16 protein-coding genes are annotated in these 13525 nt (G+C 71.4%); 12 read left to right on the top strand and 4 right to left on the bottom strand.

Going from position 1 to position 13525, the window contains the following annotated elements; translation table 11 throughout:
- Positions 1–30 precede the first annotated feature (30 nt).
- Complete coding sequence (locus tag ABT352_RS08935) at positions 31–945, bottom strand: phosphotransferase family protein (RefSeq protein WP_350943719.1); 915 nt, start codon at positions 943–945, stop codon at positions 31–33.
- A 57-nt stretch (positions 946–1002) separates the two neighbouring features.
- On the opposite strand from ABT352_RS08935, the gene ABT352_RS08930 reads away from it, so the two are divergent.
- From ABT352_RS08930 to ABT352_RS08920, 3 genes are all read left to right on the top strand, one after another.
- A complete protein-coding gene (locus ABT352_RS08930) occupies positions 1003–1902 on the top strand; it encodes a TIGR03619 family F420-dependent LLM class oxidoreductase (RefSeq protein ID WP_350943717.1) in 900 nt (299 codons plus the stop codon).
- Between the two features lie 219 nt (positions 1903–2121).
- Positions 2122–2904 (top strand): HAD-IIA family hydrolase, encoded by a 783-nt coding sequence (locus ABT352_RS08925; RefSeq protein WP_389772385.1) that lies wholly within the window; start codon positions 2122–2124, stop codon positions 2902–2904.
- 167 nt (positions 2905–3071) lie between these two features.
- A complete protein-coding gene (locus tag ABT352_RS08920; protein ID WP_350943715.1) occupies positions 3072–4547 on the top strand; it encodes a glycosyltransferase family 39 protein in 1476 nt (491 codons plus the stop codon).
- A 55-nt stretch (positions 4548–4602) separates the two neighbouring features.
- Here the strand turns inward: ABT352_RS08920 and ABT352_RS08915 are convergent, their stop codons facing one another.
- Both ABT352_RS08915 and arfB read right to left on the bottom strand, forming a co-directional pair.
- Complete coding sequence (locus ABT352_RS08915; RefSeq protein WP_350943714.1) at positions 4603–5046, bottom strand: NUDIX hydrolase; 444 nt, start codon at positions 5044–5046, stop codon at positions 4603–4605.
- Between the two features lie 202 nt (positions 5047–5248).
- The gene (gene arfB / locus ABT352_RS08910; RefSeq protein ID WP_350943712.1) at positions 5249–5671 is read right to left on the bottom strand and encodes an alternative ribosome rescue aminoacyl-tRNA hydrolase ArfB; all 423 of its coding nucleotides are present in this window, start codon (positions 5669–5671) and stop codon (positions 5249–5251) included.
- 473 nt (positions 5672–6144) lie between these two features.
- Here arfB and ABT352_RS08905 point away from each other — a divergent pair, with 473 nt between their 5' ends.
- Genes ABT352_RS08905 through ABT352_RS08870 form a run of 8 tightly spaced genes read left to right on the top strand, consistent with a single transcriptional unit; the run spans position 6145 to position 12419 of the window.
- Positions 6145–7134, top strand: coding sequence for a transporter substrate-binding domain-containing protein (locus ABT352_RS08905; RefSeq protein WP_350943710.1), 990 nt, complete (start codon positions 6145–6147; stop codon positions 7132–7134).
- A 9-nt stretch (positions 7135–7143) separates the two neighbouring features.
- The gene (locus tag ABT352_RS08900; protein WP_350943708.1) at positions 7144–8016 is read left to right on the top strand and encodes an amino acid ABC transporter permease; all 873 of its coding nucleotides are present in this window, start codon (positions 7144–7146) and stop codon (positions 8014–8016) included.
- A complete protein-coding gene (locus ABT352_RS08895; protein ID WP_350943707.1) occupies positions 8013–8804 on the top strand; it encodes an amino acid ABC transporter ATP-binding protein in 792 nt (263 codons plus the stop codon). The genes ABT352_RS08900 and ABT352_RS08895 overlap by 4 nt, the downstream gene beginning before the upstream one ends.
- 59 nt (positions 8805–8863) lie before the next feature.
- The gene (locus ABT352_RS08890) at positions 8864–10072 is read left to right on the top strand and encodes an acyl-CoA dehydrogenase family protein (protein ID WP_350943706.1); all 1209 of its coding nucleotides are present in this window, start codon (positions 8864–8866) and stop codon (positions 10070–10072) included.
- The gene (locus ABT352_RS08885; protein WP_350943705.1) at positions 10069–10368 is read left to right on the top strand and encodes a TIGR04076 family protein; all 300 of its coding nucleotides are present in this window, start codon (positions 10069–10071) and stop codon (positions 10366–10368) included. Before ABT352_RS08890 ends, ABT352_RS08885 begins: the two co-directional genes overlap by 4 nt.
- Entirely contained in the window at positions 10365–10652 is a 288-nt protein-coding gene (locus tag ABT352_RS08880) for a TIGR04076 family protein (protein ID WP_350943704.1), read from the top strand. Before ABT352_RS08885 ends, ABT352_RS08880 begins: the two co-directional genes overlap by 4 nt.
- Positions 10639–11661 (top strand): LLM class flavin-dependent oxidoreductase, encoded by a 1023-nt coding sequence (locus tag ABT352_RS08875; protein WP_350943703.1) that lies wholly within the window; start codon positions 10639–10641, stop codon positions 11659–11661. The genes ABT352_RS08880 and ABT352_RS08875 overlap by 14 nt, the downstream gene beginning before the upstream one ends.
- Complete coding sequence (locus tag ABT352_RS08870) at positions 11658–12419, top strand: SDR family NAD(P)-dependent oxidoreductase (RefSeq protein WP_350943702.1); 762 nt, start codon at positions 11658–11660, stop codon at positions 12417–12419. The genes ABT352_RS08875 and ABT352_RS08870 overlap by 4 nt, the downstream gene beginning before the upstream one ends.
- Here ABT352_RS08870 and ABT352_RS08865 read toward each other — a convergent pair.
- Positions 12409–12906 (bottom strand): hypothetical protein, encoded by a 498-nt coding sequence (locus ABT352_RS08865; protein WP_350943701.1) that lies wholly within the window; start codon positions 12904–12906, stop codon positions 12409–12411. The two genes, ABT352_RS08870 and ABT352_RS08865, sit on opposite strands and share 11 nt — an antisense overlap.
- 95 nt (positions 12907–13001) lie before the next feature.
- On the opposite strand from ABT352_RS08865, the gene ABT352_RS08860 reads away from it, so the two are divergent.
- Positions 13002–13511 (top strand): flavin reductase family protein, encoded by a 510-nt coding sequence (locus ABT352_RS08860; protein WP_350943700.1) that lies wholly within the window; start codon positions 13002–13004, stop codon positions 13509–13511.
- Positions 13512–13525 lie beyond the last annotated feature (14 nt).

The following is a 13525-nucleotide window of genomic DNA, read 5'->3' as shown; positions in this document are numbered from 1 at the left end:
TGTTCTGGCGTGGTAACGAGTAACCACAACCTACTGCGGCACACTATTGCAGGCGCTCCGATGCCGGACAATCCTCAGGCAGGACTCGACGAGCACCTCCTCCACCTCGTCCAGCGGACGCCCCGCCCGCGCCGCGGCGGCCACCGCGGTGGCCGCGAGTTGCACGGTCATCGCCTGCGCCGGTGTCTCCAGCCGTTCCCACGGGTCGCCGTCCGGTCCGGCGGCGACCCCGCCCGCGGCGCGGTAGGCCCCGAGGAAGCGATGCCACACGTCGGGCTCCAGCAGTCCGGCCGCGAACCAGGCGGCGGGCCTGGACAGATCCCAGGCCTGGTCACCGAGGCCGAGGTCGTCGATGTCGATGAGGATCCACTCGTCCGGCGCGCGGACCATCTGGCCCATGTGCCAGTCGCCGTGGGTCAGACCGGGAGCCGTCGTATCGGGGAGGTACGCGCCGGGTGAGGGGAGAGAGGGCAGGCAGGTGAAGGCGCGGCGCACCGCCAGCTCGGCGGCCGAGCGATCGCCCAGTCGGGCGACGGTCGAGGCCACCCGCGCCGGTCCGCCCGCGGCCCGCAGCGGGGGCAGCGCCCGCGCCGGTACGGCGTGCAGCCGCGCCAGCAGCCGGGCGGCGGCCTCCCAGGGGGCCGCGTCCGGATCCGCGTGGTCCACCGGCGTACCGGCCGGCCAGACGGTGACCAGCCGGTCCCCGGCGGTCATGACCTCCTCGGTCACCGGTTGGAGGACGATCCCGCGCAGTGCCGGGTGCGCGGTGGCCCGCATCCGTTCCACCAGCGGTTCCCGCTCCGCGCCCGGCGCGTGCGCCTTGACCACGACGGAACCGGCCCGCACGATGACCACGTCCGGTCTGGTCGGCAGGACCGTGCCGGGCACACCGCCGTATCCGGCGGCGATCCCGAGTAGTTCGTCGATCGGATCCTCGCTGTCCACCCGGCAAGTGAACCACCGGTCAACGGCCCCGCGCACCGGCGGAATAAAGTGCGAGGCATGAGGATTGGTTTCGCGGTGCCGGTCTCGGGATCCTGGGCGACGCCGGACAACATGGCGCGGGTCGCCGGGGAGGCCGAGAGGCTCGGCTATCACGAGCTGTGGACCTTCCAGCGCCTGCTCTACCCGCGGGGTCACACCATGGGCCCGACCTATCGCAGCGTGCACGACCCGGTGGTCACCCTCGCCTACCTGGCGGGCCTGACGAGCCGCGTCCGGCTGGGGGTGGCGGTGCTCAACCTGCCGTTCGCCTCGCCCGCGCTGATGGCGAAGCAGCTGGCGAGCCTGCAGGCGGTCTCCGGCGGGCGGCTGGACGCGGGGTTCGGCCTGGGGTGGCTGCCCGAGGAGTTCGCCGCCTCGGGGGTGTCGATGGAGCGGCGCGGCCGGCGCGCGGAGGAGTACGTCCCGCTGCTGCGGCGCCTGTGGACGGAGGAGACCGTGGCGCACAGGGGCGAGTTCTACGAGGTGCCCCCGGCGCACCAGGATCCGAAACCGCCTGTGGTGCCGCCGATCCTGCTGGGCGGTTCCGCGGAGGTGGCGCTGAGGCGCGCGGGGCGGCTGGCGGACGGCTGGATCAGTTCGAGCCGCGAGGACCTCGGCGGCATCGGGGAGAGGATCGCCGTCGTCAAGGAGGCGGCGCGTGCCGCCGGGCGCGATCCCGAGGCGCTGCGCTTCGTCACCCGGGGCGTCACCCGGGTCCGTCCCGCGGGAGCGTCCGGCCGTGAGGCGCTGACCGGCTCGTTCGAGGAGATCAGGCGGGACGTCGAGGAACTCGAGGCCAAGGGGGTCACCGAGGTCTTCCACGATCTCAACTTCGATCCGGAGATCGGATCGCCCGACGCCGACCCCGAGGAGTCGATGCGCAGGGCGCTGGAGGCACTGGAGGCACTCGCGCCCTGAGCGGGAGTCCGGTCCCGCGTATGGGAGTCCGGTCTCGTGTACGGGGAGCCGGGTGGCGACGGCCGCGGTGGGCCGCGTGGCGGCCGGAGGTCTCGCGTGGCCGGTCTTTTCACCTCCGAGATGCCCGGATGTACGGGTCTGGTGACGCGGGATCGGCCCGGTCCTGTCATCCTTGGTTCCGATACGTACCCGGCGGGAACACGGGAACAGAGGAGAACGGTGGACGAGCGCAAGCAGATCGAGTGCTGGCTGTCGGACATGGACGGGGTCCTTGTCCACGAGGGACATCCGGTGCCCGGCGCCGACGAGTTCATCCGACGCCTGCGCGAGTCGGGCAAGCGGTTTCTCGTGCTGACCAACAACTCGATATACACCCCGCGCGACCTGGCCGTACGGCTGCGCGCGGCCGGTCTGGAGATCCCGCCGGAGTCGATCTGGACCTCCGCGCTGGCCACGGCGAGGTTCCTGGACGGCCAGCGTCCCGGCGGCTCGGCGTACGTGGTGGGGGAGGCGGGGCTGACCACCGCCCTGCACGAGGTCGGCTACGTCCTGACCGACATCGCCCCCGACTACGTGGTCCTCGGCGAGACCCGCACGTACAGCTTCACCCAGATCACCCGGGCGATCCGCCTCATCGAGGGCGGTGCCCGGTTCATCGCCACCAACCCCGACCCGGTCGGTCCCTCGAACGAGGGGTCGCTGCCCGCGTGCGGCGCGGTCGCCGCGATGATCACCAAGGCGACGGGGGTGGAGCCCTACTTCGTGGGGAAGCCCAACCCGATGATGATGCGCAGCGCGCTGCGGGCCATCGACGGCCACAGCGAGAGCACCGCCATGATCGGCGATCGGATGGACACCGACATCGTCTCCGGCATGGAGGCGGGGCTGCACACGATCCTGGTGCTCAGCGGGGTCGTCAGCAGGGACCAGATCGATCGTTACCCGTTCCGTCCGTCCATGGTGGTCGACTCGGTCGCCGACCTGATCGACCTGATCGACTAGGGATCGACCGGGCGCCGCCGGGCCGACACGGCAGTGCCCACCTCATCCGCAATGCCGGAAATATCGGTATAAGGGGGATCGTCGTTAGGTTTGGTGCCCCCACCCGCGGCCGGGCCCGGCCGTACCGTCGCGTTGATCGCCTTCATGGTGTGAAATAGCGCGATGTGATGGGTGTTGCGGAGAAGGGCAGGGTCCGGCGTCGTCTGCCGGAGGCGATCCCCGCGGTGGCGGCGATGCTGATCGGGCTGTGGGGCATCACCACGCCCTCGTTCTGGCGCGACGAGTCGGTCAGCGTCCTGGCCGCCTCGATGCCCATCGACGACCTGTGGCACCTGCTCGGCAGCATCGACCGGGTGCACGCGCTCTACTATCTCCTGCTCCGGCCGTTCGCCGCGTTCTCGACCGGCGAGCTGGCCATGCGCCTGCCCTCGGCCATCGCCACGGCCGCCGCCGCGTACGGCATCGCGGTCCTGGGCAGGAGGCTCGCCACCCCGGGGGCCGGTCTTCTCGCGGGATCGCTCTACGCCGTGCTGCCGATGGTGAGCCGGTACGCCCAGGAGGCGCGCAGCTACGCGATCGTGACGGCGGTCGCCGTCCTGGCCACCTGGGTGCTCATCGAGGCGGCGAGGCGGTCGAGCCGCCGATGGTACGCGGCCTACGGGGCCTGCCTGGTGTTGCTCGGCTGGTTTCACGTCTACGCCCTCCTCCTGGTCGTCGCGCACGCGGTGACGGTGCTGTGGTGGCGTCAAGCGCCCCGGTCGGCGCCCTCCTCCCCGTCCCTGTCCGCGTCGGAGCCCCCGTCCGCGTCGGTGCCGGTGTCCCGGTCCGAGATCGCGAGGTTCGCCGGTGCGCTCGCCGTGGCCGCGGCCGGGATCGTCCCGCTCGCGCTCCTGGCGGCAGGTCAGCGCGAGGCTCAGCTGTCGTGGTTGAAGCCGTCGAAGCTCACCGACGTCGTCTGGTTCGGAGAGGAGGTGGCGGGCACCGGATGGGTCGCGCTGCTCCTGGTCGCCCTCATGCTCATCGGCGCGTTCTCCGGTGGGCGGCTGACGGCGGTCGCGCTGCCCTGGGCGCTGCTGCCGTTCGTGTCCATGACGATCTCCGTGGTCTACCCGGTCTTCCAGCCCAGATACGTGCTTTTCGCCGTCCCCGCGACGGCGCTGCTCGCCGGGGCCGGTCTGAACGCCCTGCGGCCCCGGGCGCTGGGCTGGATCGGAGTGCTCCTGGTCGCGGCGCTGACCGTTCCGACGCACCTCACGATCCGCGAGCCGGACACGCGGCCGGACGATCTGCGTGACATGGCGGCCACGCTGCTGGCCAGGCAGCGTCCCGGCGACGCCGTGCTCTACGTGACGAAGAACAGGCGCCTGTTCGTCGCCGTCTACGAGGACGCCTACCGTGACCTGCGCGACCTCACCTACGCTCCCGGCCGACGCGAGCCCAGGACCGCCGCGCAGTTCACGGCCGCGCTGGAGGGGGTCGAGCGTGTCTGGCTGGTCAGCGGCGGCAGGAAGCGCAAGGACAGATCCTTCGTGGAGGACGACGAGCGCTATCTGGCCCTCATGGCCGACCGCGACTTCACCCTGAAGTCCACCGACGACTTCGGGTATTCCTGGTTCGCCCTGTACGTCCGCGAACGGCGCTGACCACGCGAGCCCGGCGAAAGCGCGTGAGGCCCTCGTGTGCGGAAGACGCGGAAGGTCAGGCGATCAGGGCGGGCAGGTGGGTGACGGTGCCGGTGAGGTAGACGCCGAGCTCCGGGGGGACGAGATTGATGGCGGAGATCTCGGCCGGATCCAGCGGGAGCCGCACCACCTCGTACTCGCCGCGGGCGGGATCGTCGAACTCCGGGCCGCAGCGCAGCGCGGGGTCCATGGAGACGAGGCGGCAGCCGTAGACATGCTGGGTCTTGATTCCCCCGTCGCGAAGGCACTCCAGGGTCGTGAGCGGGGTGACAGCGGAGACCACGGCGCCCAGCTCCTCCATGACCTCGCGGTGCAGGGTGTGCTCAAGGGAGGCGTCCTCGGGCTCGACGTGGCCGCCCGGAACGGACCAGTACGGCTCCCTGCCGGGAACCGTGCGCCGGAACACCACCAGACGGTCCTCGTCGAGAAGTACGGCGCGGACGCTCGGCACGACGGACATGCGGCCATTCTGTCACCGCCCCGGCGACACGGTCCGCATCCGAGCCGGGGAGGCGGGATTTCTTCGCGACCCGGGTGGCCGACCACCTCCCGAAAACGGGGTCGGCCGATCCTGTGTTCCGCACCCGCCCCCGACCTGCCTGGGGCGATCGCTCACCGCGTCGGATCGGACATGGCCGCCCGCGGCGTGTGCGAAGAGCGGGTCAGTAGCGGTCCCCACGCAGGCGCTTGAGGTCGGAACGTTGCTTCTTGGCGGTGATCCGCCGCTCGATCGCGCCCCTGCTCGGCTTGGTCGGGCGGCGCTTCTTGGGCGGCGGGGCGATCGCCTCGCGCAGGATCTGGGCCAGGCGCATCTCGGCGGCCTCGCGGTTGCGCAGCTGGGAGCGGAACTCCGAGGCGGCGACGGTGATCACCCCGTTCACCAGGCGGGGAGCGAGGCGTTCGAGGGCGCGGGCCTTGAAGACGGGCCCCAGCGCCTCGGTGGCGGCGAGGTCGAAGCTGAGCTCGACCCGGCTGTCGGTGGTGTTGACCCCCTGGCCGCCGGGGCCGGAGGAACGGGAGAACCGCCAGCCGAGCTCGGCCTCGGGGACCGAGACCGAGCCGCTGATCTGGAGCGGACCGGGCATGACGGTGACTTCCTTCTCATGGTGGGGCGTGATCTCAGGGTACCGAGGAGTGACAAGCATGGATCAACTGCTTTTATGCCCCGTTCCTCGATGGTCGATGAGTCGTGAAGCGGTGCACGGTCCCTGCGGCCGGTGATCTTCCGGTCCTTCGACCTGGCCCGGCTCGGCTCGCCGCTGCCGGGACGAGGATTTTCGGACGGGGAAGGCGCAGGTGGGCGCGGACGTCGATGACCGTGGCCTGGAGATTCTCGTCCGGCATCGCCCTGGCCGCCCTCACACCGGCCTGCTTCGAATGTGAGGGCGACGTGGCACGAGCGGCCGTTCTTTTTCGCCGGGAACGTTCCGTCGCAAATGCTTGTCAGTGCAGCTGACTCCTATGTAATGTCTCAGCTCTCGGTGCCCGAAAGGTCACCTTTAGGAAGGAGTGAGCCGTGCCGGTCGCTAAAACAGTGCAAATCGCAAAACGTGGTTCGGTGCGCGCCCTGGTGGCGTGTTCCGCCACCGTCGCCCTGGTAGTGGGCGTCGGGGGTTGCGGGAGCGACTCATCCGAGGGCGGACCGGCACAGGCCTCGGCGTCGTCCACGACCCCGGAGTCGTCCGCGGCCTCGGCGTTCGACCAGGCGCTGCACGATCAGTTGCCCGACCGGATCAAGCAGAGCAAGCAGATCGTGTTCGGCGCGCTGTGGGAGACACCGCCGATCATCGGGATCGAGCCCGGTGACACCTCCAAGCCGGTCGGGATCACCCCGGACCTCGCGGTCGCGCTCGGCGAGATCCTGGGCGTGACGCCGGTGTGGAAGAACCTGCAGTGGCCGGCGCAGCTGCCCGGACTGCAGAGCGGCAACGTCGACGCCCTGTTCGGGCAGGTCAGCGACGGCAAGGAACGCGAGCAGGTGATCGACCTCGTCGGCTTCTACCGCTCCCCGATGTCCGTGCTCGTCAAGGAGGGCAACCCGCACGGGATCAAGAGCCTCTCGGACGCCTGCGGCCTGAAGATCGGCGTGCCGAGCGGCAGCCAGCAGGAGGCCGTGGTCAAGGGCAACAGCGAGAAGTTCTGCGTCGGGCAGGGCAAGCCCGCGATCACACCGATCGGCTACCCGGGCGCGCAGGGCGCGATCGTCGCGATCAAGGGTGGCACCGTGGACGCCTGGATGGATGTGACGGTCTCCGTCCGGGTCATCGCCAAGGAGTCGGGCACCGCCTTCGAGAACGTGTCCCTGCCGGACGACCAGATCGACCCGTACATGGAGCGCGACGTGGCGATCGCGATCTCCAAGGAGAACCCCGGGTTGTCGAACGCGCTGGCCGGAGCGCTCGGCCAACTCGCGCGATCAGGGGAGTACCGCAAGGTGATGGACAGGTGGGACTCCGGTGACGCCGCGCTGCCCGCCGAGGACATCAAGGTGAACAGCTACACCGGCCTGCCCGCCGGGCAGGGTGCCTCGGCCACCCCCGCGTCCTGAGCGGTCGTGATGACAGAGCAGGCATCCCGGGCTCCCGGCCTCGCGGACGGCGTCTCGCCGCTCGCCCGCCAGGACGCCGTGCCGGTGCGGCACTACGGGCGCGGCGCGGTCGCCGTGCTGGTGGTGGCGGTCGTCGCGATGACGGCCTACGCCTTCGCCGCGAACCCCAAGATCGAGTGGCCGGTCGTCGGCGAGTACCTCTTCCACCCCGACATCATGGCCGGCCTGACGCGCACGCTGCTGATGACCGCGATGGGCATGGCGTTCTCCGTGATCGGTGCGGTGGTGGTCGCGCTGATGCGGATGTCACCGAGCAGGATCATCAGCGCGACCGCGGCGGCGTACATCTTCGTCTTCCGCGGTATCCCGCTGATCCTGCTGCTCATCTTCGTCGGCAACCTCGGACTGTTCGTGGACCGGATCACCGTCGGTATCCCGTTCACCGACCTGCAGGTGTTCAGCCGCCCGGTGCAGGAGGTGCTGACGCCGTTCGCGGCCTCGGTCATCGGGCTGACGCTCGCGGGTTCCGGCTACATGGCCGAGATCGTACGCGGCGGCCTGCTCGCGATCGGCCGAGGCCAGCGCGAGGCCGCCAAGGCGCTCGGGCTCAACTCGCTGAGGACCACCCGCTTCATCGTCCTGCCGCAGGCGCTGCGGGTGATCGTGCCCCCGATGGGAAACGAGCTGATCAGCATGCTCAAGGCGACCGCGATCGTGTCGGTGATCGGCGGCGGCGACCTGCTCACCGTCGCGCAGGCCATCTCCGGCTCCAACTACCGCACGATCGAGATGTTGCTGGTCGCGACCGTCTGGTACTTCGCCGTGATCGCCCTGCTCACGGCCGGTCAGTACATCCTCGAACGAAGGATCGCGGAACGATGACCGCAGAACCGGAGCCGCGCGACGCGCGGCCGATGGTCTCGATCGAGAACATCAGCAAGTCGTACGGGCACCGCCAGGTCCTCTTCGACATCGACCTCACCGTCGCCGCGGGCGAGACGGTGTGCCTGATCGGGCCCTCGGGATGCGGCAAGAGCACCCTGCTGCGCTGCGTCAACAACCTGGAGGACATCGACCGCGGCCTGGTGCTGGTGGACGGCTCGCTCGTCGGCTACCGCGTGCACCGCGGCAGGCTGCGCGAGCTGCGGGAGAACGCGGCCTGCCGCCAGCGTACGCAGGTCGGCATGGTGTTCCAGCACTTCAACCTGTTCCCGCACCTCACCGCTCTGGAGAACGTCGCCTTCGCGCCCGTGCGGGTACGCGGCGAGGACAAGGCCGCCGCCCGTACCCACGCGCTGGAGCTGCTGGAGAGCGTCGGACTGGCCGACAAGGCCGGCGAGCATCCCTCGCGCCTGTCCGGCGGTCAGCAGCAGCGCGTGGCCATCGCGCGGGCGCTGGCGATGCGCCCGAAGGTGATGCTGTTCGACGAGCCGACCAGCGCGCTCGATCCGGAACTGGTCGGCGAGGTGCTCAACGTGATGCGCGATCTCGCGACGCGCGGGATGACGATGATCGTCGTGACGCACGAGATGGGTTTCGCCCGCGAGGTCGCGAGCCGCGTGGTGTTCATGGACGGCGGCCGGATCGTCGAGCAGGGCCCGCCGCACGAGGTGCTGCGCAACCCCCGGCACGAACGCAGCCGCGCGTTCCTGTCGGCCGTGCTGCGATGACCGCGCGTCCTGACCGCCGAGAACCGAAGAAGAAGGCCGATGGGGCCGATAGGAGAATCATGACCACCACCAACGAACTGCCCGCCGGGAGTGTGTCGCGTACGCCGGTGGCCGCGGAGGCGGTGCCGGCCAACGCGGACGCGGTGCTCGACCTCGTCGCGGAGGAGGCCGCCGACGGCGACGCCAAGGGGCGGCTCAGCGAGCGGGCGGCGCTGGCGCTGCGCCGGGCGGGCCTGTTCGAGATGGGCTTTCCCGCGCGCCTCGGCGGAATGGAGGTGCCCCTCGCCGACCAGGTGGCCGTCGTCGCCAAAATCGCCAGGGTGGACGCGGGCACGGCCTGGAACGTCGCGGTGCTCAACGCCACCGGTTTCTACGCCGGGCGGCTCGGCGACGAGGCGTACCACGAGCTGTACCCGACCCGCGACATGCCCACCAGTGGCGCGTTCCATCCCAAGGGCCGGGCGCAGGTGACCGAAGGCGGCTACCTGGTCACCGGGCGGTGGGACTGGGGCAGCGGCAGCTACGTCGCCGAGCACATCATCGGCGGCTGCCTGGTCTTCGACGGCGACGAGCCGGTGATCGGGCCGAACGGCAAGCAGCTCACCCTCGGCCTGTGGCTGCCGCGCGAGGCGGTGGTGCACGCCCACAACTGGCACACGCTCGGCGTGCGCGGCTCGGGGAGCTCGTCCTACTCGATCACCGAGCCGGTGTTCGTCCCCGAGCGGTACTCCTTCGACAGGGAGGCGCTCGCCAACCCCGACGCCGACCCGCTCAACAAACACGTCACGCTCGCGTTCTTCGGCCTGACCGGGGTCTGCGTCGGTGTGGCGCAGCACGCGCTGGACCTGGCGCTGACGGCCGTACGCCGCAGGCTCGGGCCCGCGGGCGTGGCCGACGTGACGACCAGGCGGGTGCTCGGCCAGGCGTGCGCCGAGGTGGACATGCTGCTCGCCGGGATCACCGACATCGCCAAGCGCACCGACGAGATCGTCTTCACCCCCGGCAGGGTGCTCACCCCGACGCAGGAGCACCGGCTGATCGCGACCAACACCATGGCCGCCGAGACATTGCGCCGCGTGCTCGATCTGTGCCTGGAGCTGTATGGATCGCACTATCTCTTCGACGACGATCCCATGCAGCGCGTGCTGCGCGACGCCTGGAGCGCGCTCGCGCACGTCGGGGCCAAGCGCGTGCACTGGGGCTCCCTGGCGGAGAAGGTGCTGCACGACCCGGCCGGCGGGCCGACCCTGTTCGGCGCCGCGCCGTGACCGCGCCGCCGCGGGTGCGGGTCGTGGTCGAGCGGGCGGACTCTCCGCGGTGCGGCCTGGCCATCGGTGATCACTTCGAGGTCGAGGGCACCGCGCTGACCCTGCCTCAGGGCAGGCCCTTCTGCCTGCAGGCCATGGCCGCGGTCTTCCCGATCCTGGAGTCCCGGCTGTCGGACCTGCCCGCCGACCACTGGCTGGAGCGCAAGCCCTTCATCTGCTGTCCCGACCCGGCCGACGCCGTCGTCATGCGTCTGGAGCGGGTGGACCGGGCGGCGGGGACGGAAGGAGCACAGTGAGCGCGGGCCGCGGGGTGCGCTGCACCGTTGAGTTCATGAACTACTCGGCGTGCGGGCTGCGCGTCGGCGACTACTTCGAGGTCGGCCCCGAGGGGGTGTCGCTGCCGCCGGGCGGGCACTTCTGCTTCTACGCCATCGCCTCGGCCACCTCACTGCTCAACGGGCGGCTCGCCGCGCCGGGCGGGGACGCCTGGCTGGCCGGGCGCCCGCTCGCCGCGTGCCCCGACCCGCCGGAGAACCTGATCATGCGTCTGGAGAAGGTGGACGACGATGACCGAGCATGAGGGACCGATCTTCAGCGTACGGGTCGGCGGGGGTGGCATCGCGGAGATCACCGAGCACGCGGTGCGCGCCGAGGCGATGGGCTTCGACCAGGTGTGGACCGGCAACGATCTGTTCGGCGGACCGGGGATCGCGACTCTGGCCGCGATGCTCGGGGCGACGAACCGGATCAAGGTCGGCTCCGCGGTGCTCGACCCGGTGTCGATCCATCCCGTCCAGCTCGCCCAGCTCGCCTCCGGCTATCAGGAGCTGTCGGGTGGCCGGTTCATCCTCGGCCTGGGCGCCGGCTCCGACGTCTTCTTCCGCCGCGCCGGAATCGTGGCGCCGCGTCCGGTGCCGCGTACCCGTACGGCGATCGTGGCGATCCGCGCGCTCACCGAGGGCCACAGCCCCGCCGGACTGCCGGGCGCGGGCGAGGGCTGGCACGAGCAGGCCCGCATCGAGTCGCCGCGACCGGTGCCGATCTACATCGGCGCGATGGGGCCGAAGATGCTGGAGCTGGCCGGGCGGCACGCGGACGGCGCGCTGCCGCTGTGCCTGCCGCCGGGCCAGGTCCTCGACGCGATGGAGCAGATCGGACGCGGGGCACAGGCGCAGGGCCGCGATGTGGCCGCACTGGACATCGCCGCGTGTGTCTGGTGCTCGCTCGACGAGGATCGTGAACAGGCCCGCCACGCCCTGGCCAGGTTCATCGCCCGTTACAGCGGCTCGCTGTCGGCCGACGCGCTCGCCGCCCACGGTCTGGACCCCGAGGAGTTCGCCCGGACCCAGGCGCTCGTGGACGACGGGCGCCTGGACGAGGCGACCGGGGCGGTGCTCTCCTCGTCGTCGATGCTCAGCCTCGGCATCGTCGGCGGGGCCCGTGACGTGCTGGAGCAGTGCGAGGCGCTGCTCGCCGCGGGAGCCCGGCACATCTCCTTCGGGCCGCCGCTCGGCCCCGACCTCACCCACGCGATGCGGATCTTCGGTGAGAGTGTGCTGCCCACCCTGCGCGCCCGGGGGGCGGGATGACCGCGGGGCCGCTGGCGGGACGGGTGGCGCTCGTCGCGGGAGGGACCGGCGCGATCGGGAGACACGTCGCCACCGGGCTCGCCGCGGCGGGCGCGGCGGTGGCCGTGCACTGCCACCGCTCCGCGGGCCGGGCCGCCGAGATCGTGCGGGAGTGCGGCGGTGGCCTGGCCGTGTGCGCGGCACTGCCGGGGCCGCGATCCGCCGACCGGCTTGTGTCCACCGTGGAGGCCGAACTGGGACCGGTGACGATCCTCGTCAACGCCGCGGAACCGGCCGGAGCGGCGGGCGTCGCGGCGGTGGCCGACATCGAGCCGGGCACGCTGGAACGTCATCTCGACGGCGTGCGCGCCCACCACGAACTGTGCCGGCGGGTCCTGCCCGGTATGCGGGCGGCGGGTTTCGGCCGCATCGTGTTCGTCTCCGGGGCACTGATGGCCCGCCCCATGCCGGGCATGGGGGCGTACGCGGCGGCGAAGGCGGCGGCGTCGGTACTGACGCGTTACGTCGCCGCCGAGGAGGGACGGTACGGGATCACGGCCAACGTGGTGGCCCCGGGCCGGGTGGCCGAGCCGGACGCAGGGGAACCGGACGATCCCGCGCTGCGGGAGCTGTCGGAGGCGTTGCGCCGGCGGATGGCGCTGCCGCGCTTTCCGGCGCCGCGTGAGGTCGCGCGTACCGTCGTGGCGCTGGTCTCACCGGAGTTCGACCAGGTCACCGGGCAGACGGTCTGGATGACCGGCGGCGAGTTCACCGGCTGAGCCACGCGGAGGGCCCGCGGGTGTAGACGCGTATCTCGCCCGCCGGGTCTGCCGGAGCCGACCAGAGCGCGAAGTCCACCCCCCACGCGCGCAGCCGGGCCTCGCCGTCCGCGAGGCCGGGGCCGGGATGCGCGCCGCCTGTCAGGTCCCAGCCGATCGCGCAGCCGGCGCCCCTGGCCGCGACCGTGACGGAGGCGAGGTCGGCCTCGTCGGCGGGCGCGGGCAGCCACACGGTGGCGTACTCGTGGCCGTACCTGCGCAGGAAGTCCGCGACGTCGGCCGGGCGGGTGTCGGGCTCTCCCGGGCGCGGGTGCAACCGCGCGAGCCGGCGCGGGGGTGGCTGGCCGTGTGCGGCGAGGGTGTCGGCGGCGGCGGTGACGTCCTCGTCGGCGCACCCGCTCGACAGCACGATGCCCAGGCGGAGTCCTTCCGGCCGGTAGTACGCCGCGAGCAGCCGTCGTAGCGAGGCGATGCGGGGATTTGACACATTCCGCAGCCTAGCCACGATGGTAGACAGTGCACAATGCTGACTTGTAATCTATTGACGCGCCCCCCGAGGGGCCACTGCGAAAGGAGGCGCGGATGGGCATGCCGCCCCCCGGGCTCGGCTCCGTCCCCGTCGATTCGGCCCTGCTGCGCGAGGTGATGCGCCGCTTCGCCACCGGTGTGGCGATCGTGGCCACGGTGGACCAGGGGCGGCCCTATGCCGCGTCGGTCAACTCGCTGACGTCGGTGTCGCTGGAACCGCCACTGATCCTCGTCTGTCTCAAGATCGGCTCGAACACCTGCGCGGCCATCGAGCGCAACGGCCGGTTCAGCGTGTGCGTGCTCGCCGAGCAGCACGAGGAGCACTCCCGGCGCTTCGCCGGATCGCAGCCGACCATGGACGACCCCGCCTTCGAGCTGGTGGACGGCCTGCCCGTGATCCGCGGCGCGCTCGCGGGCATGCTGTGCGAGGTCGAGTCCACCCAGCGCAAGGGCGACCATGTGATCGTCATCGGCCAGGTCGTGCGCACCCACCACGAGCACGACACGCCGCTGCTGTTCTTCAACAGCCGCTACCACCGGCTGGCGTCCGGCGAGCCCGCCTGAGCGGACACGCCCGG

The sequence above is a fragment of the Streptosporangium sp. NPDC000563 genome, from assembly GCF_040299985.1.
Taxonomy (GTDB): Bacteria; Actinomycetota; Actinomycetes; order Streptosporangiales; family Streptosporangiaceae; genus Streptosporangium.
The sequence above is the reverse complement of the archived record's forward strand: the minus strand, read 5'-3'. Positions and strand labels throughout refer to the sequence as shown.